General features: G+C 48.7%; 18 protein-coding genes and 1 pseudogene. 15 read left to right on the top strand and 4 right to left on the bottom strand.

Translation table 11 applies throughout. The features are described from left to right. Window positions 1–28: 28 nt before the first annotated feature. On the bottom strand, window positions 29–5908 hold the full coding sequence (locus Mcas_RS16265; RefSeq protein WP_156033132.1) for a DUF4011 domain-containing protein: 5880 nt from the start codon (window positions 5906–5908) through the stop codon (window positions 29–31). Between the two features lie 156 nt (window positions 5909–6064). Between Mcas_RS16265 and Mcas_RS04435 the strand changes: the two genes are divergently transcribed. The 3 genes from Mcas_RS04435 to nrfD are packed head-to-tail and all read left to right on the top strand — an operon-like array spanning window position 6065 to window position 7916. Beyond that, window positions 6065–6679: a TorD/DmsD family molecular chaperone gene (locus Mcas_RS04435; protein WP_040334294.1), complete on the top strand. Its 615-nt coding sequence runs from the start codon at window positions 6065–6067 to the stop codon at window positions 6677–6679. Continuing rightward, on the top strand, window positions 6676–6912 hold the full coding sequence (locus Mcas_RS04430; protein ID WP_040334293.1) for a hypothetical protein: 237 nt from the start codon (window positions 6676–6678) through the stop codon (window positions 6910–6912). The genes Mcas_RS04435 and Mcas_RS04430 overlap by 4 nt, the downstream gene beginning before the upstream one ends. Window positions 6913–6953: 41 nt before the next feature. Further along, entirely contained in the window at window positions 6954–7916 is a 963-nt protein-coding gene (gene nrfD, locus Mcas_RS04425) for an NrfD/PsrC family molybdoenzyme membrane anchor subunit (RefSeq protein ID WP_156033130.1), read from the top strand. 328 nt (window positions 7917–8244) lie between these two features. On the opposite strand, the gene Mcas_RS04420 is transcribed toward nrfD, so the two are convergent. Both Mcas_RS04420 and gspG read right to left on the bottom strand, forming a co-directional pair. Continuing rightward, window positions 8245–8733 carry a pilus assembly FimT family protein gene (locus tag Mcas_RS04420; RefSeq protein WP_040334291.1) on the bottom strand — a complete coding sequence of 163 codons (489 nt, stop codon included), beginning with the start codon at window positions 8731–8733 and terminating at the stop codon, window positions 8245–8247. A 1-nt stretch (window position 8734) separates the two neighbouring features. Further along, on the bottom strand, window positions 8735–9205 hold the full coding sequence (gspG, locus tag Mcas_RS04415) for a type II secretion system major pseudopilin GspG (protein WP_040334290.1): 471 nt from the start codon (window positions 9203–9205) through the stop codon (window positions 8735–8737). Window positions 9206–9426: 221 nt separating this feature from the next. Here gspG and Mcas_RS04410 point away from each other — a divergent pair, with 221 nt between their 5' ends. The 6 genes from Mcas_RS04410 (at window position 9427) to Mcas_RS04385 (ending at window position 15472) form a co-directional block, all read left to right on the top strand. Continuing rightward, entirely contained in the window at window positions 9427–10923 is a 1497-nt protein-coding gene (locus Mcas_RS04410; RefSeq protein ID WP_081853606.1) for an HD domain-containing phosphohydrolase, read from the top strand. Between the two features lie 5 nt (window positions 10924–10928). Next, window positions 10929–11807, top strand: coding sequence for a peptide chain release factor N(5)-glutamine methyltransferase (prmC, locus tag Mcas_RS04405; protein ID WP_052566853.1), 879 nt, complete (start codon window positions 10929–10931; stop codon window positions 11805–11807). A gap of 348 nt (window positions 11808–12155) precedes the next feature. Further along, the gene (locus Mcas_RS04400; RefSeq protein ID WP_040334288.1) at window positions 12156–12689 is read left to right on the top strand and encodes a toll/interleukin-1 receptor domain-containing protein; all 534 of its coding nucleotides are present in this window, start codon (window positions 12156–12158) and stop codon (window positions 12687–12689) included. A gap of 20 nt (window positions 12690–12709) precedes the next feature. Continuing rightward, window positions 12710–13453 (top strand): TIR domain-containing protein, encoded by a 744-nt coding sequence (locus Mcas_RS04395; RefSeq protein WP_081853605.1) that lies wholly within the window; start codon window positions 12710–12712, stop codon window positions 13451–13453. Continuing rightward, window positions 13453–14256, top strand: coding sequence for a tetratricopeptide repeat protein (locus Mcas_RS04390; RefSeq protein ID WP_040334286.1), 804 nt, complete (start codon window positions 13453–13455; stop codon window positions 14254–14256). The genes Mcas_RS04395 and Mcas_RS04390 overlap by 1 nt, the downstream gene beginning before the upstream one ends. A gap of 148 nt (window positions 14257–14404) precedes the next feature. Further along, entirely contained in the window at window positions 14405–15472 is a 1068-nt protein-coding gene (locus Mcas_RS04385; protein ID WP_040334285.1) for a glucose-1-phosphate thymidylyltransferase, read from the top strand. 52 nt (window positions 15473–15524) lie between these two features. Here the strand turns inward: Mcas_RS04385 and Mcas_RS04380 are convergent, their stop codons facing one another. Beyond that, window positions 15525–16433: an NADH-quinone oxidoreductase subunit H gene (locus Mcas_RS04380; RefSeq protein ID WP_040334284.1), complete on the bottom strand. Its 909-nt coding sequence runs from the start codon at window positions 16431–16433 to the stop codon at window positions 15525–15527. A gap of 285 nt (window positions 16434–16718) precedes the next feature. Here Mcas_RS04380 and Mcas_RS04375 point away from each other — a divergent pair, with 285 nt between their 5' ends. From Mcas_RS04375 to Mcas_RS18655, 6 genes and pseudogenes are all read left to right on the top strand, one after another. Further along, window positions 16719–17507, top strand: a complete 789-nt coding sequence (locus Mcas_RS04375; RefSeq protein WP_040334283.1) for a segregation and condensation protein A — start codon at window positions 16719–16721, stop codon at window positions 17505–17507. Then, a complete protein-coding gene (locus Mcas_RS04370; RefSeq protein WP_081853604.1) occupies window positions 17462–18259 on the top strand; it encodes a tetratricopeptide repeat protein in 798 nt (265 codons plus the stop codon). Before Mcas_RS04375 ends, Mcas_RS04370 begins: the two co-directional genes overlap by 46 nt. A 67-nt stretch (window positions 18260–18326) precedes the next feature. Then, window positions 18327–19313 (top strand): cyclic di-GMP phosphodiesterase, encoded by a 987-nt coding sequence (locus Mcas_RS04365; protein ID WP_040334281.1) that lies wholly within the window; start codon window positions 18327–18329, stop codon window positions 19311–19313. A gap of 223 nt (window positions 19314–19536) precedes the next feature. Continuing rightward, window positions 19537–20019: a hypothetical protein gene (locus tag Mcas_RS04360; protein WP_040334280.1), complete on the top strand. Its 483-nt coding sequence runs from the start codon at window positions 19537–19539 to the stop codon at window positions 20017–20019. A gap of 28 nt (window positions 20020–20047) precedes the next feature. Next, a complete protein-coding gene (locus tag Mcas_RS18660; RefSeq protein WP_040334279.1) occupies window positions 20048–20476 on the top strand; it encodes an ISL3 family transposase in 429 nt (142 codons plus the stop codon). Between the two features lie 126 nt (window positions 20477–20602). After that, window positions 20603–20842 (top strand): annotated as a pseudogene (locus tag Mcas_RS18655) (transposase); the annotation flags it as partial. Between the last annotated feature and the right edge of the window lie 19 nt (window positions 20843–20861).

Here is a 20861-nt window from a genome sequence, read left to right as displayed (position 1 = left end):
TTCATTCTTGCCTTAAAGTGCAGTAGCGTCAATATTTTCTGCCCCGGCACTCCTTTAAGAATGACAGCAAACGTTGAGCTTCCTTGCGACGGTCATAAAACCAATCGGTTGACCATATCCTCCAAATGCGCCCACGCCATCCAAGGGACTCCAGTATCTCCTGACGGATACGGTCACGGTCACGGGCTGACTTGCTGCTATGGTAGGCGGCTCCGTCGCACTCGATTGCCGCCAGAAACTCTCCACGGTTGTCCGGATTACGAACCGCTATGTCTATAAAGAAGCCCGCTACGCCAAGCTGGGGGACGATCTCATAGCCGTTTGCCCTGAGCAACTCACCCACGGCTATCTCAAAGTCGCTGTCGGGTGGACGCTCATTGACCCCCGCAGTTGACAGCACCCTGCTCCTGGCGTATTCCAGATAATCCCGCAGTGCCCTGGCCCCTGCCGGAGTCTTTGCATCAAGGACAATGTCCTCAGGATACATCGACGTAAACAGCTCTATCCTGTAGCGCGCACGGGTGAACAGGACGTTAAGACGACGCCAGCCTTCCCCGCTGCTAATTGGACCAAACCTCTGTGCCACCTTATTCGTGCCCGGCACCTTGCCAAACGTCGTCGATATGAATATGACATCGCGCTCATCCCCCTGGACGTTTTCAAGGTTCTTGATAAAGAATGGCGCCCCGATGTTCTCCCAGTAGCCGCGAAGAGACTCTCCGCCCTCCATCTCCCGCAGGCGCCTGTCCAGCAGGCCATCGATAAGTTCACGCTGTGGCTGGTTGAGGGTCACCACGCCCAGTGAGCGTTCCTTGTGCCCGATCATGTGCTCAATGATGGCATCGACAACACGTTCGGCCTCCGGTTCATTTCGACGGTTGAGATACACCCCGTCGGGTAGGTGGTTGTTGCGTAAACCGATGGCCTCGTGTCGCTCAAAGGGCGCCGGAAAGACAACAAGTCTGCCGTCATAAAAATGGTGGTTTGAAAACGCTATCAACGACTCGTGCCTGGAGCGATAGTGCCAGCGCAACGACCTCACAGGATGAAATGATTGCTGACAAATATCCAGGATGCTCTCCGTTCCCACCAGCACCGCAGAGGTGTCACTGTCATCATCGTCGTCGTTGTCGCCGAGCACCCGGTCGAAGAAACTGGTTGGTGGCAGTTGCTTGGGGTCTCCGACGACGACCAACTGCTTGCCGCGCACGATAGCCCCCAAGGCCTCCTCGCGACGAAGCTGTGAGGCCTCATCCATTACCACGAGATCAAATTCCACCGCCCCCTGCTCAATGTACTGGGCTATGGAGAGCGGACTCATCATAAAGCACGGCTTTAATGCCTGGATCGCACGCCCTGCCTGTCTGATAAGTTGCCTGATGGGCAGGTGGCGTTTCTTCTTGGGAAGCTCATGGCAAATGAGAGATAGCTCGGTCTTTTCGGTGATCTTGTCGCCTTTGGTGCCGTCGGGGACATTTTTGAGTCTGTCGATTTCGTAGGCCAGCGCCTCTCCGTTAAGGGCGATGAGTTCTCTGTCACACCTGATGAACTCAGACACCGTTTGATTGTGCATGACACCGCTGAAGCTATTAAGCTCCGGCAAGGCACTACAGATGCCCCTGGTAACCGAACGGCAGACGACAAACTCAAACACGTTGCCAAGAGAGTCAGGCGGCAACGTATGCCCCTGCAACAGTGTCACGAACTCCCCCAGGCCAGCCTCCGTGCATCTGGCTTGTTCGGCGAGGTATCTTGACCAGGGCAGTAATGAGTCAATGCACTCGTAGGCTCTCTGCAATCGGCTCAGGATGCCGTCGGCGGTATCAGGTGCGTTGCTACCCTCCTGCCATATCTGCCAGGTGAATGTCCCATGACTGCGGAGTCTGTCGGCCAGCGTATCCTGAATCGCCCTGGAGGTATTAACGACATCCGGGATATGTCCCATTAAGAACTGCAGGTTTTCAGGTGCCTCTGCGCAGAGCAGCCTTGCCCGCACATGTGCAAAACTTGGTTGCCCCACTCCGGGATGCCTTGAGTGCCTGTCCAGGGCCTCCGTGACGGCCACCCCCCAGCGATGAGTGGCCTCCAGGGCGTCGTTATCCGTAGATGCCCCGTTAAATGCATCGCCAAGGAGGTCACAAACCTCGGCGTTGCCCCTGATGCGCTGTAGTATCGTCTCTGCCTCGTGGCGTCTCTGCATGGCATCGATGACCTGCCTGAGAGATTTGTCCGGTCTGGCTATCGGATACAGCAGGGAGACCAGTTCCATCACCCCACCAGTAATGTCCGAGGTACGCACGAGATATTCCTCCCACCCCGTCACTGAGGATAAGTCCGCCGGGGCTACAAGCCCTGACAATGCACCCTCCAGGGCCAGCTTCATACGTATGAAGTCCGAGACCTGGGCAGGTGTGGCCTCTATGGCAACAAGCCTCGACAGATACCTGCACAGCTTCTCTACATCAGCGGCAAGGCGCCAACTCTGCCGCAGATACACCCCCCAGGACTGCCCTGCCAGGGGAGGAAGTTTTCTGAACGTCTGTCCGCCGGCCTCGGCAATGCCATCCGTGCCACAAGCAAGCAAACTCAGTTCACCGGCGCTATCCTGGAGTTCCAGCCTGGCACTGAGCAGTTCAAACGCCCGCTTTGGAGACACGGAGGGGCTGACAAATCCCTTGAGGAAGGTGACGATGCCAGTGAGATTCTTTATGTGCTTCTGAACCGCCTCGGTATATTTTACCCACCCGGCATTTCTTAACAAGGTGTCGAGTCTGGAGGCATGTTCGTTGAATATACCGTTTATCTCCAGCCTGCACTGTCCGAGGCGTTGAGCGAGTTTGTCGAAATGCCCCTTCATGGCTGCAAGCCGACGTATTGTCCTGGGGGTTAGCTTTGCAAGGTCAACGCTGTCAATCAGCTCGGGGTGTCTATTTAGCTCCTGATAGCCTTCAATGAACCAGGCATGTAGCCTGGCAATGTCGTCAAAGTTGGTGCCAAGCCCCTTGAACAGTCCACCAAAGACCTCTCTGTACTCGTCGTTGTTGCTAAAGGCGGCAGAGCGCTCATAGAGGGTCTGCAGGCGAAACAGTTCTCTGGCATATTCCTCGGCGGTGTGCCTGACCTTATGTTTTGCAAGGTCTTTGAAAAACCTCTTTGCCTGTCGCCACTGTCTGCTGAGAAAGTTGAAGGAACTATCCCCCCTCCTGAACACCCTGATTGCATCCTTGAGTTGTGTGGGGTCAGGGAATGGTTTGAGGTAGAACAGTGCGTCAAGCCCCCTGTGTAGCGCAAGTATCTCTTGCTGTTGCTTGCGGGCATCCTGAAGTATTCTGTCAAACCTCTCCGCCCCAAAAGGGGCCTTGCCGGAGGTTAGTATGTCAAGAGGGGCTTTTTCAGCTATCCCCGCCAACGTGCAGATACGGACAATTGCCCGTGGTGTGGCATCAAACCTCAAACCTGCCTGTAGTGATAATGCCTGAAACTCATCGGTTGTCTGTTTAATTTCGTGTACGATTTCACCGAGCCGCTCCCGGGCGGCATCGATATCATACAGGGAGAGTCCTGACAGGACATACTCTGAAGCGCCTCTGACCTTGTCTAAGGTTTCCCTGTCTATCTGTTTAACGAGTACGTCTTTTAGGTTGGCAAGGTTTGCTATTGCGGTCTGTGAGCCATCAAATGGCAACTTTCGGCGTTTGGCGATATCCTCTATGGTTGCAAAGACGGTGGTCAACGCATCCAGCTCTCTCAGGATGGCCTGTGCCTCACGGTTGAGGGTCTTGATTGGGATGTCGGAGACCTCCAGGGGTGCAACGGCGGCAATGAGTCTGTCGATTTCTTCTGCGGTGTTTTGTGCCGGGGCATCACAGGCAACGGGTGTAGCCATGGCTCCCGTGAAGGATTCGAGGCATGTGACGGCATTACTGACCCGCATCCGGAGCCAATTGAGGTCTTGCATCAGGGCTTCGGGGGCGAGCGTTTCTTCACCCCTGCTCAGTATCTGCGGAACTCGCTCAATATCGATGTCACCACCCGGTAGCAGGTCATTATCGGCCTGTTGCAGCAACGCCCTGGCGCGCAACACCTCGGAGCAGACCTCTTGCATCACCCTGTGACTATCTTGCCCGTGGGGGTCGTTTTCGGGAAAGAAGCCCGGCAAAAGTGAGCCGATGCAGTTACCTGGTGGTTGCGGTATTGCATCGATGAGCGTCAGGGTTGTTTCCATTGTCTTGATGTCGTGCGATTGGGGGGCGCCGATGAATTCCTGATAGTGCCTCACCAGCTCCGAAAGCCTCTCAGCCAGGGCAATGGTTTCAGCGATGCCCCTACCGATCATGGCATCATCGCCGGAGATAAGCAGCCCCGGTGAAAACCCCCACCACGGATGCCCCCAATCAAACCTGCCGATCTCCTTAAACAATCGTCCCAGGTTTTCAAGGCTGCGGCGGCGACCGTCAAGCTCCTCCGGTGACCATGCGGTGGCCTCCGGCATGGACATGTGTGCGACGCAATCCGACAGGTCACCGACGGAGCGCCTGAAACGCTCCAGGCGCCAAAACGCATCATGCACCGATAGTCCCAGGTTGTTACCGACAACCCGGTTCATCAGTGCGGCGTGTCTGTTGAGGGTGTTCTTGTGTTGGATGAGCGTGTTTATTTTTGTCTGTAGCTGTTGTGGTTGTTGAAACTTTGTGTTGAGACGGGCCTCGATGTCTTTGAGTATCTTTTGTTTATTAGTGGCTGCACTGTGCAGTTCAAGGCAGAAGTGCCCCAGTTGTGCCTGCTCCAGGCGACGACTTACGACTTCCAGGGCGGCCAGCTTTTCGGATACAAACAGGACAGTCTTTCCTTGTCTCAGTGCCATTGCGATGATGTTTGTAATAGTCTGTGACTTTCCGGTGCCGGGGGGGCCGTTGATAACCATGTTTCTGCCAGAGAGGACATCTATGATGGCGCTGTGTTGTGAGGAGTCGGCGTCGTAGATCAGCGGCAGGTCGGATTGTGGATGCTTGTCTATTTCGTAATCTTCGGCAAACAGACTCATAGAATCGCCGGAGCATCCGCACCCTGATAACACATTTTTGACTATCTCATGGTCCAAGAGTTCGGGATGCTTTTGCGGGTCTATGTCATCCCAGATTATCATCCTGGCAAAAGAGATAAATCCAAGGGTCAGTTGACACCTGACATTCCAACGTTTCATCCCCCTGATGGCATCCCTGATCTCATTAAAATAGGCCCCGGGAAGGTCCTCCTCGTAATACATTGGTAGGTGAAACGTCAGGTCTTGCTGTAGTTTCTCGCGCAACGTATAGTTTTCATTTACGTCTTCACCGGAGTATACAAGGCTGTACTGATAGCACCTGGTGGTGTTGTCGATACTCCCCCTTTGCAGAGAGACAGGCACTGCCAACAGAGGGGCATTCATGGGTTTGTTGCTGGTGTCGCTTTCGTAAAATTCGAGGAAGCCAAAGATGAGGTAGAGCATATTGGTGCCGGTTTCCTCAAGTGCGCTCTGTGCCTTTGTCCTGATACCCTTGCAAATACCCTCAAGCTCATCGGGGTACAGCAGTGCCCGGACCTCTGTGTTGTCACCGGTTTTTACGTCAGAGCAGCAGGAGACGTTGAAGTCAAAATCCGTGTCTATACCGACAGATTGGGCGTACTGCTCAACTTCGGGTCTCTGTCCCTCATAGGCCTGGGGTCTTGGCACGCATCTTATCGGGATACTTTTCCTGTTATTGACGAGCTGATCAAAGAGCACATCGAGGTTTGGTTTATCCACAAACCGGATGCCGTGACGTTTGGAGTGCTGGTACTTGAGTAATCGGTTCCGGGACGATAAGTCAAGCAGGTGTTTGCGCATGTCCTGCAGGGTGTTTTGTATAATGTTTTTATCGTGAGACATCTTTTTTATCTGTAAATAGTAGCATGTCCGCAGGCTGTTTGACAAGGTCGCAGTTTGCCGTTAAATGCGATTGCCCTGTCTTGAGCAGTTGAAATTGCGTAGTTTGTTTTGTTACAGTAGAGATATATGTCGTCAGCAACAGACACAAGAGATTCTTTGATAAATGAAAATAGGGATACGGCAAATGACTCTTCTGCGTGTCGGGTTCTGGCAATGTTGTTAGGCAGACCGGATGTGGAGTTGATTGATGCGCTTAACTCCGGGGCTGTGTATGAGGCACTTGAGTTCATGCAAGGCGACGTTGACCTGACGGCGTTTAGGGAGGGCAATTATAATCTGTCGCAGATGTTGGAACAATACTACAGATGCTTTGAAGATAGCAGGGCAACCCCCCTCTGTCTGGCAGAGTCCGTATACAAGAGCTGGAGTGAGGACCCCCAATGTCCTGCGCCGATGGCGGGGGCAAGGGGATACCTGATGGGCGAACCGGCACTGCACATGCTTGAGTTGTACAGACACTTTGGGCTTGAGTACGGCAGCGAGTTTAATGGCAGGCCGGACCACCTGGCGTTGGAACTGGACTTTCTGGCCTTCCTGTACGAAAACCACACCGAAGAGATGGTCATTCAGTTTATCGGCGACCACCTCAACTGGATAGACGAGCTGCTTGAGCGGGGCAGGGAGATTGGTCTCTGCCCCTTCTACTATAGCGTTATAAGATCAGTGAAGGTGTTCTTGGACCACAAGACCTTACGGATGGAGTTACGATGAAGAAACTTGCAACGTTGATGATGTTAGCCATGCAGGTGTTTGTTCTCTCCTGCAATCACACGAAAACCCCGGAGGCAGGCGCCCGGCAGGACTCCTACGGGCAACTCTGGCAGATGACCGGTGTGCAGAAACCACCACAGGCAATCCCCCTGCATGTCGCCAAGTCTGTCGAGTTCAAGGATGCCTCCCTGGCTACGGGCGCAGATGAGGCCCCTAAGTTGGCCCATGGTTGAAGTTAGTTGTCACCCCCCGGTCGGAGGGTAAGTCGGGCGATATGGAACAGATATACTGGAACTACATGATAGCGTTCTATCTCTTTGCGGCAGGGATCAGTGCGGGGGCATTGTTGCTTTCCATTGTAGCCGGTGCAATCAATGCTGAAAAGTACAAGGGGATCGTCAGGGTTGGGGCATATGTGGCGCCTTTCCCCATAAGTGTCGGGATACTGGCGTTGGTCTTTGACCTTGAGAGGCCGTGGTTGTGCTGGAGGCTGTTTGTCACGTTTGAGGGTACCTCCGTGATGTCAATTGGTGCCTGGTTGATCCTGTTTTTCACGATTGTAAGTGTGCTGTACCTCTACCCGTGGTTGTCCGAGGCGCGTGACCCCCTGAGACTCAGTGTAAGACTCAGGGGTTTTGTCACCCACAGGACGGTTCAGCGGTTTATACGCTACCTCGGGATTGTACTGTCCCTGGGGGTGGGTACCTATACGGGGGTGCTGATATGCACGCTTGCGGCTCGTCCTTTCTGGAACTCTCCGATGATACCGATTGTGTTTCTGATCTCAGCCGTGATTGATGCGGTGGCTGTCATAACCCTGGGGTTGTACATCGGGCATCCGGAGGACGATGACCTGCGTGTCAATGCGTTTTTCATGCAGTGTATCGATTTCGTGCTGCTGCTTGTGCTGACCATTGTGGTGGCGTTTTTCCTGGTTGGGCTGTACACCTCTACCGAAGGGGCAGGAGCGGCGTTGGATGTTGTGATAAGCGGTCAGTTGAGGCTTCACTTATGGTTTGGCGTGGTCGTGCTTGGTATGGTCATCCCCCTGACGCACGTCATACGGCAACTGCTGCCACAACTACCAGGGCACAATCACAGGCACAGGCACAGGCAACATCCCCTCTGGACTGTTGTAACGGCAGAACTGTGCGTACTGATAGGGGGATACATGTTGCGCTATGTAGTCGTCTACGCCGGGCAGTTGACAACGGCAAACCTGGTGGTCGGCTTCTGAATTGGTTACCAAACTATGCAGGGGAAAAAAGTGCCGGGGCCAGAGTAACATTTTACATGAGTAAGACAGCATTGCAATCTGTTACCCTGGCCCCGTAATTACTGTTAGGGATGGGTTTGAGCGGTTAAAAACCGTTCGCTATATCATATAGCATTTATCGTGCCCGACATACATGCAAGCAAAACAGACTTATTCCTGAAAATGATCCTTGCCGTCGGTGACATATTTTGCCACCTGTGTGACAGAACGTGTCAATGCACACAAGGCAAGACAGAGAATAATTACGCTGGGAATTGCGGCAACCGCTTCCTGAGCACCACAGGGTTAGTCATTGCATTGAGATGTTGTGAGGAATGCTATCGGTGTCAACTTGTAAGTTTTGTTCCTGCTCTTGTACCCGTACACGTCGGCTGTAGGGGTCGTAGGAGACGATAATCGTTTCGTTGTCTTTTGTGAAATAAGCCTTGAGTATCTCTTCCAATCCCATGCTGCCAAACGGCAACAGCAACTGACCTTCTCTGACATCACCGCGGGAACTTACGTATATCCTGTCGAGATACTGAAGTGTTATCTCTCGCTGTCCCTCCGGCAATTTATAGCGCAGTTGTTTAGAGGCGAGGTCTATGGTAAGTTCGTATAGCACTTTTGTATTTATGGCGGTGTCGTTGAGGTAACGTAGGGTGCTGGAAAAACGTCTGGCCTCTGCCACCGCAGAACGGCCTGACATCCGGAGTGCTGGATAGGTCAACGCCGCAAGCACGCTCACAATAAACAGAACGACCGTAAGCTCTAAGAACGTAAAGCCCCTGGTGTTCAATCTAGTGTTCTATGTCCCAGCTCTGTATGTCCTTGTTCTTTCCCTCACCGCCTTCCTGACCATCGGCGCCGTAGGAAAACAGGTCGTAATCGCCGTGCAGTCCGGGGCTGATGTAGACGTAGGGATTGCCCCAGGGGTCGAGCGGGATTTTCTTTTGTTCCATGTAGCCATCATCCCTGTACTTACCTGGCAGTTTGCCGGTCTGTGACTTGTTGACGAGGGCATCGATACCCTGGTCGGTGGAGGGATAAAAGCCGTTGTCGAGCTTGAAGAGCTTCAAGGCGGTTTCAAGATTTCTGATCTGCACCTTTGCCTCTGTAATCCTGGCATCGTCCGTCCTGCCGATAATGCGAGGGGCAACAACCGCCGCAAGCAGACTCAATATGAATACCACCACGATAACTTCAAGAAGCGTAAACCCTGAAGAAAAAGACGCCGGAGCTGCCTTTCCGGACTCTTGCCCCGTTGTCATAGACTTACTCAAACCTACTCATAGATATGTTTGCGCTATGGTTAATAACCTATTCATTGTAGTAATATTTAAACATATTCAGGTAAATTTTTACAACACTGTTTCTATCCCTTTCGTTTAGATTTTAGATGAGGCAATTTGTGCTCTGTTTTTTTTGTCCATATTTCATTTATAATAGTACGGGAATGGAAATAATATAAAAAAATGGGAGTAACACTAACATGAAAATGCGACGAGTCAATGTGGGAGATATACCTATCGGGAAGCCTCTGGCAGCTTCAATATATGATGAGGCTGGTCACTTGATGTTGCGCAGGGGATACATAATCACCGAAGCGGATGTGATCAAGACGATACAGGGCCTTGTCGTTACCGATGAACCTGAGAAGGAGGGCAAGGCACCTCAAGAGGTTTCGGAGCTTGACACCGAGCTTGTAATTGAGGAGGATTCGCCATTTGAAGAGATCGACATGGCCTATGTACGCCTTGAGAATCTGTTCAGGCAACTGGGCACGGAAAAGGACATCCCAACAAAGGTCATCTTTCTGGCCAACATGCTGATGCACGCATGTTCAATGGACGAAGACCTGACCCTGGGCACCTTGCTGATGAAACAAGACACCAGGTACACGATCAAACATCCCTTGCATACGGCAATCGTCTGTGAGGTCATAGCCAAGAAGTTTGGCTGGTCTGTGCCGGAACGTTTATCCTTGCTTGCGGCGGCCATTACCATGAATATTGCCATGATAGAGCTGCAGGAAATGCTGCATTATCAGAAAGACCCGCTGACCGACCAGCAACGCAGAAACATTCAAAACCACCCCGTCTACGGAATGGAGTTCCTGAAAAAGCATAACGTCAGTGATGAGTTGTGGTTAAGTGCCGTCCTCCAACACCATGAGACCATCGATGGCAAGGGCTATCCAAAAGGACTTATTGGCGATGAGGTGTGCGTTGCTGCCCGCATTGTCTACCTGGCAGACCTCTACTGTGCCCGCGTCACGGGACGTGACTATCGTCCGCCGCTGTCACCGGCATTTGCCATGAAAGACATTTTCCTCAATAAAGGGCAAAAGATCGATACTGACCTGGCAATGGTCTTTATAAAAAACCTGGGCATCTATCCCCCTGGCTCATTTGTCAAACTCAAGAACAAGGAAATAGCAGTGGTAACACAACGCGGCGAAAAAACCAATGCCCCCATTGTCCACTCCGTCGTAAAAAGTAGCGGTTTCCCCCCGCTGACCCCCCTGCGTCGCGACACAAGCATAGACGAATTCTCCGTAGCATCGGTCATCCCGCACAATGCACCCCCTGTTGAGGTCAACCGTTATCAGTTGTGGGGCTATGGGGTCTTTAAAAAACCAAAGATAACACGCAGAAAGCGTGACAGACTCCATACAAGCATCCCTGCAAAGTTGCTCGATATGATCACTATCAATGCTTGCGATGTCGTCATCATTAACATAAGCGAAAACGGCTGCCTGCTTAAAACCTCCGGCGTAGACAGCAAGCTCTACGTCATCGATAAGAATTACTATATCACATTCAAGCTCCTCGAAAAGGTCTTTGAGAACATTGAGTGTGTGGCGAAAAACTCTCAAATCAAGGACGGCAGTCAGTTCCTGGGCATCGAGTTTATCGACGCAACCGACGAACTCAAAAACATGATATCCTTCTATATAGACGCCATGCGGTTGGAGGGTGATGAGTAACGGTAGTGAAATTAAAAGATGTCGTCGCACTGTTAAAAATGGCCGGTATCGAGGAAGCACAGAAGGAGGCAGAGACGCTCTTGTCTGTGCTGTCGGGGCTTGACAGGACAGCCATTTACCTCAACGATCCAGCCATCGGGGATGATATCATCCTCCCGCTTATACGCAACAGGCAACGTCGTCAACCCCTTGCCTATATCGTCGGAGAGGTTGAGTTCTATGGCCTGACTATTGCCGTTGGTCCGGGGGTGCTTATTCCGCGTCCTGAGACGGAGCTGCTTGTTGCTGAGGCAATCGGGGAACTTTCCGTGAGGCCTCAACGAGCCTTCAACGTCCTGGACCTCTGCACCGGCAGCGGGTGCATTGCCCTGTCAATAGCCCGGGCGTATCCGCAGGCACACGTCACCGCCGTGGATGTCTCCGAGGCAGCCCTGCATTATGCAAGGGGTAACAGCAACATAAACCACATACACAACGTGACATTCTTAAACGGTAACCTCTTTGCTCCCATCAGAAAAGATTCACGGTTTAACCTCATAATATCCAATCCCCCCTACATTAAGAGCGCCGACATAAACGGCCTTCAACCGGAGATCAGTCTGCATGAACCACCGGAGGCCCTCGATGGTGGCTCTGATGGCCTGGACTTCTACAGGAGGATACTTGCAGCGGCAGGGGACTATCTCAACAGAGATGGCGTTGTCATCTTTGAGATAGGCGACGGACAGGGCGCCGATATCACAGAGATTGCATCAGAGGTCGGCTTTAACAGTGTCGTCATCAAGCGGGACTATGCCCAAAAGGAACGCTTTGCTATAGTGAAGAAACAAACACAAAATGCATTGTGGCAGAAAAGAGAAAGCCTGACTCCAAATTTGTATTAGCGGCCTAAACATTTCCCCCGGGATTGATGGAACTCTGCCGACAGAGCAATTGCAACTTAAGGCACAGATTTCATGCAGGAAAAATTATATACTGATCGGATTCGAGTTTTTTCGGGCACCAAAATTGCTTGCATAAAAGAAAAAAAGGTGTGGCTCCGCCCCCCTTCAGAACCCCCTGCAAGAGGAGGGGCGAGCCGCAATCTTGTCGCAGCGGGTCGCCACCCGTCACGGGCACGAAGAAGTCCACTTGACCCCATTATACGGTGGTGGGGTGGTTAAGTTGGGTGGTGGGGTGGAAAGTTGAAAGTTTTTTATTGCGGATATCAGGAAATATGTTATAATGAATGTATGTATGACGTATATTTAAGTTATATGGCTGAAGACAAGGCAATTGTCGGGGAGATAGCCAGACTATTAAAAGATGAGTATCATCTGGAGGTTTGGTTAGACAAGTGGAATATTGTTCCTGGAGATTCCATACACGGGGCAATTTTAAAAGGTTTAAAAGAAGCAAAGACATGTGCCATATTCACTGGTAAATCAACCCCGGGAGGGTGGTTCAAAGAAGAAATAAGCGTTGCACTTAGCAGACTGGCAGAAGACACTTCATTCAGGGTTATACCAGTGCTTTTACCAGGGGGTAAAAATGACAATATTCCTGATTTTTTACAGTCAAGAAGTTTTGTGGATTTTAGCAAGGGCATTTATTCTGAATACGAAATGTATAGGCTTGTTTGTGCTATAAAGGGTATACAACCTGTTAGAGGTAGTGTGCATGATAAATTTACAGGGCTAAAAGAATTTAAAACTTTAGGTATAATAACTGAAGAGATTTATCTTGAGACTCAAAGAAGAATAATTGATAAGTACATTAAGCATTGAACATGGAACTTAATTAAAAAATGTATGATGTTTTTTTAAGCCACATGGAAGAAGACAAGGCAACTGTCAAGGATATAGCCATGCGATTAAAACACGAACATGGTCTAAAGGTTTGGTTTGACAAGTGGGATATTGTCCCTGGAACGCACTTTGAAAAAGCAATGTCAGACGGTTTAAAGGAATCGAAGACATGTGCCATCTTTATTGGGAAATCCCCTCCGGAAAGATGGTGCATGGAAGAAATACGCTTTGCACTCAATCGAGGCACAAAAGATAATTCATTCAGGGTTATACCAGTTATTTTACCAGGGTGTAATAATGACAATATTCCTGATTTTTTACAGTCAAGAAGTTTTGTGGATTTTAGTACAGACATTGATTCTGAAGATGAGATGTATAGGCTCGTTTGTGGAATACAAAACGAACCACCTTGTAAAGGTTCTGGAGCATCTGTACGTCCCAAGTTAATAATGGAAGGTATTTCTAATAAAAATATGTATAATGTCTTTTTTGGTTACTCACTTGATAGCTTAGAGATAACTGAAAAAGTGGCCAATTATCTTACTGACAATGATGTTGATGTATGGTTTGATAAAGAGAACTCAATACCAATTGGTGATAGGCGTTTAACAGAAGCTCTATTGAACTCGTATTCGGTAGCTGTTGTTGTTGGACCTGGATATAGAGACGATATTTTCTTTAACAATATCGTCCAGGATATAGAAAAACGTATCAAAAAAAACCTTATATCAAAGTTATACTAGTGTTATTCAATGATATAAAAATAAAAGATGTACCATCATTTCTGCAATCATATAATTATATTAAATTAAACACTGATTCTGACGTTGCTGATATGTTATCCAGAGAAGAGCATGAATTGCATAAAATGGTAGTTTTAAAAGAAAAAATAGCAAGTTGCAACAAATTTAAACATATAGAAAATTATATAGAATTGATTCAATGTTATCACGACACGATAAGTTATGCAGTTGAGATATATGGATATAAAAATCCAATAAGGTCAGATATTTTAAAAGAAACAGGAATATATTTAACATATATAGGACGAGTTAAGGAATCTGTTAATTTCTTTGAAGATGCCATCAAAATATGTATCGATAATTATGGTGCCTTTCATGCCAAAATGGCAGAGTTAAAAAATTTCATAGGATTAGTATGGTCTGATTTGCGTGATTACAACAAAGCCTTTGAATGTTTATACATAGCTTTATTTATAGATAAGAAGATATTTGGAGAAAAACATATAAATGTGGCAAGAGATTACAACAGTATTGGAAGCGTTTGGTATGAATTAGGTCGCAAAAAAGAAGCGCTTGAGTTATTTAAAAATGCGTTGGAAATTGACACGGCTGTTTATGGAGAAAGCCACCCTAATGTGGCTGGAGATCATAACAATATCGGTAGCGTTTGGGATGAGTTAAGAGAGAAAGATAAAGCCCTCGAGTTTTACCGGAAGGCGTTAAGCATCTTTGAAACTGTCTACGGGGTTGACCATCCACATACAAGAAAAGTTCGCGACAAGATAGCTAAACTAAACCATTAGATATGGTTGTTCAATAGCAGCGCCCCAGGTGCTGAGTTGGGGCGTAGGTGGTAACTTAACCAAACCAGCAGATAAGGCCAAATGGCACGAAAAAACAGGAGAAGTCAAAAAGGAAAGATAAAATGCAACCTAATGAGGATATAACGGCATGAAATCACTGATACTAAGCGGGGGACAGGGCACGCGACTCAGACCCCTGACACACACAATCGCTAAACAACTGGTGCCGGTGGCCGGCAAACCAATCTTGGGCTATGTGCTCAATCACATAGCAGAGGCAGGCATACGGGATGTGGGGATCATTATTTCCCCTGAGACTGGCAATGAGGTCAGGGGGTACATTGGCGATGGCAGTCAGTGGGGTGTACGGACGCACTACATCGTCCAGGAGAGACCGGCAGGCCTTGCCCATGCGGTGCTCATGGCCAAGGACTTCCTGGGGCAGGACGACTTCGTGATGTACCTCGGTGACAATCTCCTCAGTCAGGGGGTACGGGAGGCCATCGGACGATTTAACAAGGGCAGACCCGATGCCCTTATCTTCCTCAAGGAGGTCGATGACCCCAGACGTTTTGGGGTGGCATGTCTGGATGCCGCGGGTAATGTCACAAAGTTGATAGAGAAACCACAGGAGCCGCCGTCAAATCTGGCACTGGTGGGGGTCTACATCTTTTCAAACAGGATATTCAGCGCCATTGCCCGTATAGAGCCTTCTCATCGGGGTGAGCTTGAGATCACCGATGCCATCCAGGAGCTTTTAAACATGGGATATCAAGTAGAGAGTCAGGTGCTCACCGGCTGGTGGCTGGACACCGGTAAGAAAGACGACCTGCTGAAGGCAAACACCATTGTCCTGGATGAGTACACCAAACACAGCATCAGGGGCAACGTAGACGCCATCAGTGACATAGAGGGACGGGTCACCATTGCCGAGGGTACCAACGTCATAAACTGCAAAATCAGAGGCCCCGTCAGGGTGGGCAGGGATTCAACCCTCGAAAACGCCTTCATAGGTCCTTTCACCAGTATCAGCGACGGTGTCTCTATAAAGAACTCCGGCATCGAACATTCGGTGATACTCAACAACTCCGTGATCGAGGGCATAGAGAGACTTGAGGACAGCCTGCTGGGCAGAAATACCAGGGTGGTCAAAAATCCCAACTGCCCCAATGCACTGAGGTTGTCGATCAGCGATGATTCCGTTGTCGAGGTGTAATTTGAGAGATGGCGTGGTGTTGTTTTTATGTTTAAAGTAAAAACCTTACAACTTACCCGCCACTGCCAAAGGCCGCAACGGCCAGGGATATCAAGGCAACAGCCGTTGTCCCTACGACGAACTGTGCGACATGTGCCGTAGTGAGCCTCACACATAGGGACTCTGCCACACCTATGGCAACGGCTGTCAGCAACATACCCGCCACATACAGGGAGATACCCGCAAGTGCAGATGTTGTCGGCGGCATCAGCATGGTAACTGCAAGAGAGGCGTATATGGTAAGTTTCAGGGCTGTGGCCATACGCATCATAGCCAGGTCAACGCCGCTGTAGTGTAACGGGGCGGAGTTGTTGAGGATGGTGAGTTTATCGGGGGTTGTCTGATCGTCAACCGGCATCAGGCCCGCCTCTACAGTGGCCGATACCATGAGGACTACCACGGCGCATATGGTGGCAACGGGGGCTGTGTTTTGGCAGAACTCAACAAAGGACACCCTGGCAGTGCGCATCGCCACAACAGCCATGATCATAAGAAATGCAGGCTCCATCAGTGCGGCAATGTAGACGTATCTGCCCGCTGTCAATGCCACGCTGTTGCTGTTGGTGTCAAGGGTGGCAAGGACGGCAAAAAACCTCCCCAGGGCAATAGTATAAGCAAAAAACAGGAAATCACCGTTAAAGGCCACCAATGCCCCGGTGGTTGCCCCACCGCTGCCAGTGGGCACCACGACAGCGGCAGACATCACCGTTGCAAGCGCCGCTGACGGGGCAAGTCGAAAGACCCATGAAACATCAGGATTGAGCAACCGGTGTGGTTGTCGCAGGAGCTTGACAATATCCCACACTGGCTGCAATACCGGCTCCCCATACCTGCCACAGTACATCGCCCTCACCTTGCCAATGACCCCAACAATGACCACCGACAGCAAAAGCATCAACACGTATCTGAAAAACTCTGTCATCGCTTAAAATAGCATATTAAATCCGACAATATCAAGAGGTATGCCCCCCAATCAGGGTACACCTGCTATCCATCGTGTCCTTATTTAAAAAGCATGGCAGAGGGGCAGTAGAAAATAATTATTGCAAAATATTTTAATAGGTGATAGACTGTTACATATGAATCAAAAAAAGCAATAAAATCAAAATTGGAGTGACTAAACATCGATATAGTTAATAACTATTACAACCAATATGTCTGATACTATTTTTCATCAAATTACAGATACTACAGGAGTCCCCCCCACGTGGATGAGTTAACACCGGAAGCGTATCGGATCAAGCTGGCGGTTTTTGAAGGCCCCCTTGATCTGTTACTATCGTTGATCAAGAAAAACAAGATAGACATATACGATATCCCGATAGCGTTTATAACCACACAGTACCTGCAGGAGTTGGAAGTCATCAGGGAGCTGAACCTCGACATAGCGGGTGACTTTCTGGTACTGGCAGCCACGCTGATCTACATAAAGTCACGGATGCTATTGCCCGTGCAGGAGCAGGAGGCCGCAGAGGAAGAAGACCCTCGCCTGGAGCTTGTACAACGCCTGATCGAGTATCAGTCCTTTAAGGAGGCCGCCTTCTCTCTGCGAGAAATAGAAGAGAAATGGGAATCCGTATTCATCAAGGAACCATTTGCCGGCTACAAAGAACCCACCCCGGGGGATGACGTCGCTGAGGGACAAGAGGCAACTGCCGGCTATACCCTTGTCAATCTTAACATATATGACCTGTTTGAAGCCTTCAGGAACGTATTTGAGACCAAACCTCCAAGGACCGTACACATTGCCAAAGACACCTTGACCATAGACGATAAAATTGCTATTATTATAAGAAGACTTGAAGATGCCGGTGGCAGACAGATAGAATTTAATGACCTGTTTGCCGGGGAAGTAACACGGTTAAACGTAATAGTGACATTTCTGGCGCTCCTTGAGATGCTCAAAGGGGGGTATATACACATATATCAAAAGATGGACTTTGGAGAGATATGGATAAAAAAACGACACGAGAGACAACAGCACGACGCACTTTAACGGCACCGTGGATAAGATTTAACGCCTGCCGCTTTAGGCGGTGCTTTATACGATACGGGATACTGTCATGCTTGTTTGCGGGGTTAATCGCCTCTGGCGCCTGTGCAACATCAAACAATGCAAAGCAGGTAAAGGCACACTTCAACATAGGTGTTGCCAAGTTACATGAAAACGATATACAGGGTGCATTTGTTGAGTTCAAGAAGGCCCTGGAACTTGATCCCAATGACAAGGAGTCACTCAACGCCCTTGGCCTTGTCTACCTCCAACTGGAGGACTACGATCAGGCACAACGGTCTCTGCTGAAGGCCATACGTTCCGATTCCAAGTACTCGGAGGCATATAACAATCTTGGCCTTGTCTACGTAAAACTCAACAAGTGGAAAGAGGCCTCGGAAGCCTTTTCGGACGCCCTTAAGAACCCCCTATATGCCACTCCCGATAAGGCCTACAATAACCTTGGATTCGCACAGTACAGGCAGGGAAAATATACCGAGGCCATTAGCGCCTTTGACGAGTCCGTCAAACGCAATGATACCAGTCAGACACCACTGTACGGGTTGGCATTGGCAAAAAATGCCATAGGCCACTACGGCGATGCCTCTGTGTACCTGTTCAGGGCAATAAAACTCGACCCCGTCTATGCAGGCAACGTGAAAAAGGCTCATGAGGACTTCACCAGAAAAAGCCTTAAGGCAAGCAAGCAGGAGCAAAAAGACTACACTGATTTCATAGAGATACTAAACTATTAAGAAATACCCTCAGTGGGCATTATGTTCAGCGTCAGGTACGAGGCGGCACTGAATAAAGGAGGCTTAAGTGTTAAAGAAGATAAAGGTCAATGATCTCAAAGTTGGTATGTATGTGGTACTGCCAACATCGTGGTTTAATCATCCATTTTTGAAGAGCAGCTTCGTCCTAAAAGACGAGGGGGATATAAGCAAGATCATCAAGGCCGGCATTGGTGAGGTCAACATAGATACGGCCAAGGGAGTGCCCGTTACCATTGTTGAGACCCTTAGTCATGACGCCCCGACTAGCTTTAAGGCGCCAGAGACTTGGGAGCCAGAAAAGCTGGTGCCAGATGAACTGAGGGAGGCGGTGAGGGATACCACGCTATCGGCAGATAAAAAGGCCAGGGTCGTCTACAGCTCGGCCACAACCATCATGGCACGACTGCTGGATGACCCGCGGGCAAAGAACATCTCCGCCGCAAAGGAGGGTATCAACCACATTGTTGACATAATAATCTCTGATGACCTGACCTCCCACAATCTGTTGCAGATCACCAGTCATGACTACTACACCTACACCCACTCTGTAAACGTCGGTCTGTTGTCAATCCTGCTGTCAAAGGCGCTCTTTAAAGGCTCTGACGCCCACAACATGCATGAGCTTGGCGCCGGATTCTTCCTCCACGACATTGGCAAGGTGAGGGTGGCCCCGGAGATATTAAACAAACCCGGCAAACTGACGGAAGAGGAAATGATGAAGATGCGCGCACACCCCTATCAGGGCTACAAGATACTGTCGGAGACCAATCAGCTTACGCAGGAGTGCAGGTACATCGTATTGCAGCACCACGAGCGGGCAGATGGCACCGGCTATCCCAAGCGCCTCAAAGCGGACGACATCCACCTCTATGGCCGCATCGGGTGCATCGCCGACGTCTATGACGCCCTGACCTCAAAGCGTTCCTATAAGCCATCCATGTCACCCTATGATGCCCTCAGACTCATGAAGGAACAAATGATTGACCACTTCCACAAAGAGCTTTTTGACAAGTTTGTCCTACTCTTTTTGTAGTTGTTAAGCAGAAGAGTATAAGTAGCTATAACAACAGAAGAAAAGAAGGAGGGCGGTTTACGGCAGGGGCGGGTGCGAAGAAGTCCCCTTGACCCCATAAAAATGCCGTGTGTTTTGTACTTAACCAAATCGAAACGCTCCATATATGTAACATTGACAAACGGTTATGAATAAAGTGTATAATTATGTATAGAATTCATCAAGGAGGCAATTAATTAATAATATGAGATTATATGACTATGTCGATATTGAAATAGAGGATGCGACATATATTGAAGAAAAGATAAGAGACTGGATAAACCGTTTAGAGTCATTATACCGGCAAATCGATACATGGTTAAAGGGATCCCCTGGCGTTAGAGTTGAGCGAGCTGAGATGCTTCAAATGGAAGAGGAGATGATGAGAAGGTATGGTGTTAAGCCACAGTTAATTCCTACCCTCAAACTTATATCAAAGAAGGGGTATGTATCTTTCTTCCCGGTCGCTCTATGGGTTGTAGGTAGCGATGGCAGGATTGATATCAACACTAAAAATAAGCATCTGATACTTGTTGATATGAGAGATAATAATACAGAAGAAAGCAATTGGCAAGTTACTAACATCGAGTATAAAAGAAAGGGGTTGGTTTCTTTTGATAAGCTTTTTTTTCTTAAGCTATTAAAAGAAATGGCTCTTTCTCAAAGTGAGTGGGTAATGGTACAATGAGGGTAAAACATGTAAGGAGAATAGAGTTATGGAAATGTTGGAGAATTTATTTGAGCAAGCACTAAATATACAGTTACCGTGGAAGGTAACATCTATAGATTTCAAGAAAGTGGAAAAGGTGATAGATATACATATTGATTTTACAAGAGGTAGTATATTCAAGTGTAGTAAGTGTGGAAACAATTCTAAAGCTTATGACACAACTGAAAAGAAATGGCGACATCTTAATTTTTTTGAATATGAGAGTTATATAATAGCAAGAGTACCAAGGACTGATTGTAATGAATGTGGAGTTTTACAGATAGAAATACCTTGGGCTCGTAGTGGTGCTGATTTTACATATTTATTTGATTCTCTAATGATGATTCTTTGTAGAGAAATGCCTGTAAACAAAGTGTCTCAAATTGTAAAAGAAGATGACAACAAACTATGGAGGCTCATGCATCATTACACATAGAATTAATGCCGTATCTGAATTTACAAACTATAAGAGCATTTCATATACGTGAAAATTTTCAATCAATTTATACAGAACAGACACAAGAAGAATTTGAATTAAAACTACATAAGTGGTATTTTTTGGGCAACTCATAGTCGCTTAAAGCCTATATATGAAGCAGCCAAAACAATAAAAAGGCATTGGTCAGGAGTAACGAGATGGTATGAAAGTAGAATAAACAATGGAATATTAGAAGGACTTAATAGTCTGGTACAGGCAGCTAAAGCAAAGGCAAGAGGTTATAAAACATTCAAAAACATAAAGACTATTATCTACATGCTAACAGGTAAGCTGGATTATACTAAGATTGGGCTACCCACTTGAAATGAAAAGGAACCACTAT

The sequence above is a fragment of the Candidatus Magnetobacterium casense genome (genome assembly GCF_000714715.1).
In the GTDB taxonomy this organism is placed as follows: domain Bacteria; phylum Nitrospirota; class Thermodesulfovibrionia; order Thermodesulfovibrionales; family Magnetobacteriaceae; genus Magnetobacterium; species Magnetobacterium casense.
This window is presented reverse-complemented; position numbering and strand designations above follow the sequence as displayed.

Bases quoted from the DNA above. Each gene is read 5' to 3' on its own strand.
- nrfD (WP_156033130.1), top strand. From the start codon at position 6,954: ATGGAACAGATATACTGGAACTACATGATAGCGTTCTATCTCTTTGCG.
- Mcas_RS04370 (WP_081853604.1), top strand. From the start codon at position 17,462: ATGGATAAAAAAACGACACGAGAGACAACAGCACGACGCACTTTAACG.
- Mcas_RS04360 (WP_040334280.1), top strand. From the start codon at position 19,537: ATGAGATTATATGACTATGTCGATATTGAAATAGAGGATGCGACATAT.
- Mcas_RS04395 (WP_081853605.1), top strand. From the start codon at position 12,710: ATGTATGATGTTTTTTTAAGCCACATGGAAGAAGACAAGGCAACTGTC.
- Mcas_RS04410 (WP_081853606.1), top strand. From the start codon at position 9,427: ATGAAAATGCGACGAGTCAATGTGGGAGATATACCTATCGGGAAGCCT.
- Mcas_RS04430 (WP_040334293.1), top strand. From the start codon at position 6,676: ATGAAGAAACTTGCAACGTTGATGATGTTAGCCATGCAGGTGTTTGTT.
- gspG (WP_040334290.1), bottom strand. From the start codon at position 9,205: ATGACAACGGGGCAAGAGTCCGGAAAGGCAGCTCCGGCGTCTTTTTCT.
- Mcas_RS18660 (WP_040334279.1), top strand. From the start codon at position 20,048: ATGGAAATGTTGGAGAATTTATTTGAGCAAGCACTAAATATACAGTTA.
- Mcas_RS04380 (WP_040334284.1), bottom strand. From the start codon at position 16,433: ATGACAGAGTTTTTCAGATACGTGTTGATGCTTTTGCTGTCGGTGGTC.
- Mcas_RS04385 (WP_040334285.1), top strand. From the start codon at position 14,405: ATGAAATCACTGATACTAAGCGGGGGACAGGGCACGCGACTCAGACCC.
- Mcas_RS16265 (WP_156033132.1), bottom strand. From the start codon at position 5,908: ATGTCTCACGATAAAAACATTATACAAAACACCCTGCAGGACATGCGC.
- Mcas_RS04400 (WP_040334288.1), top strand. From the start codon at position 12,156: ATGTATGACGTATATTTAAGTTATATGGCTGAAGACAAGGCAATTGTC.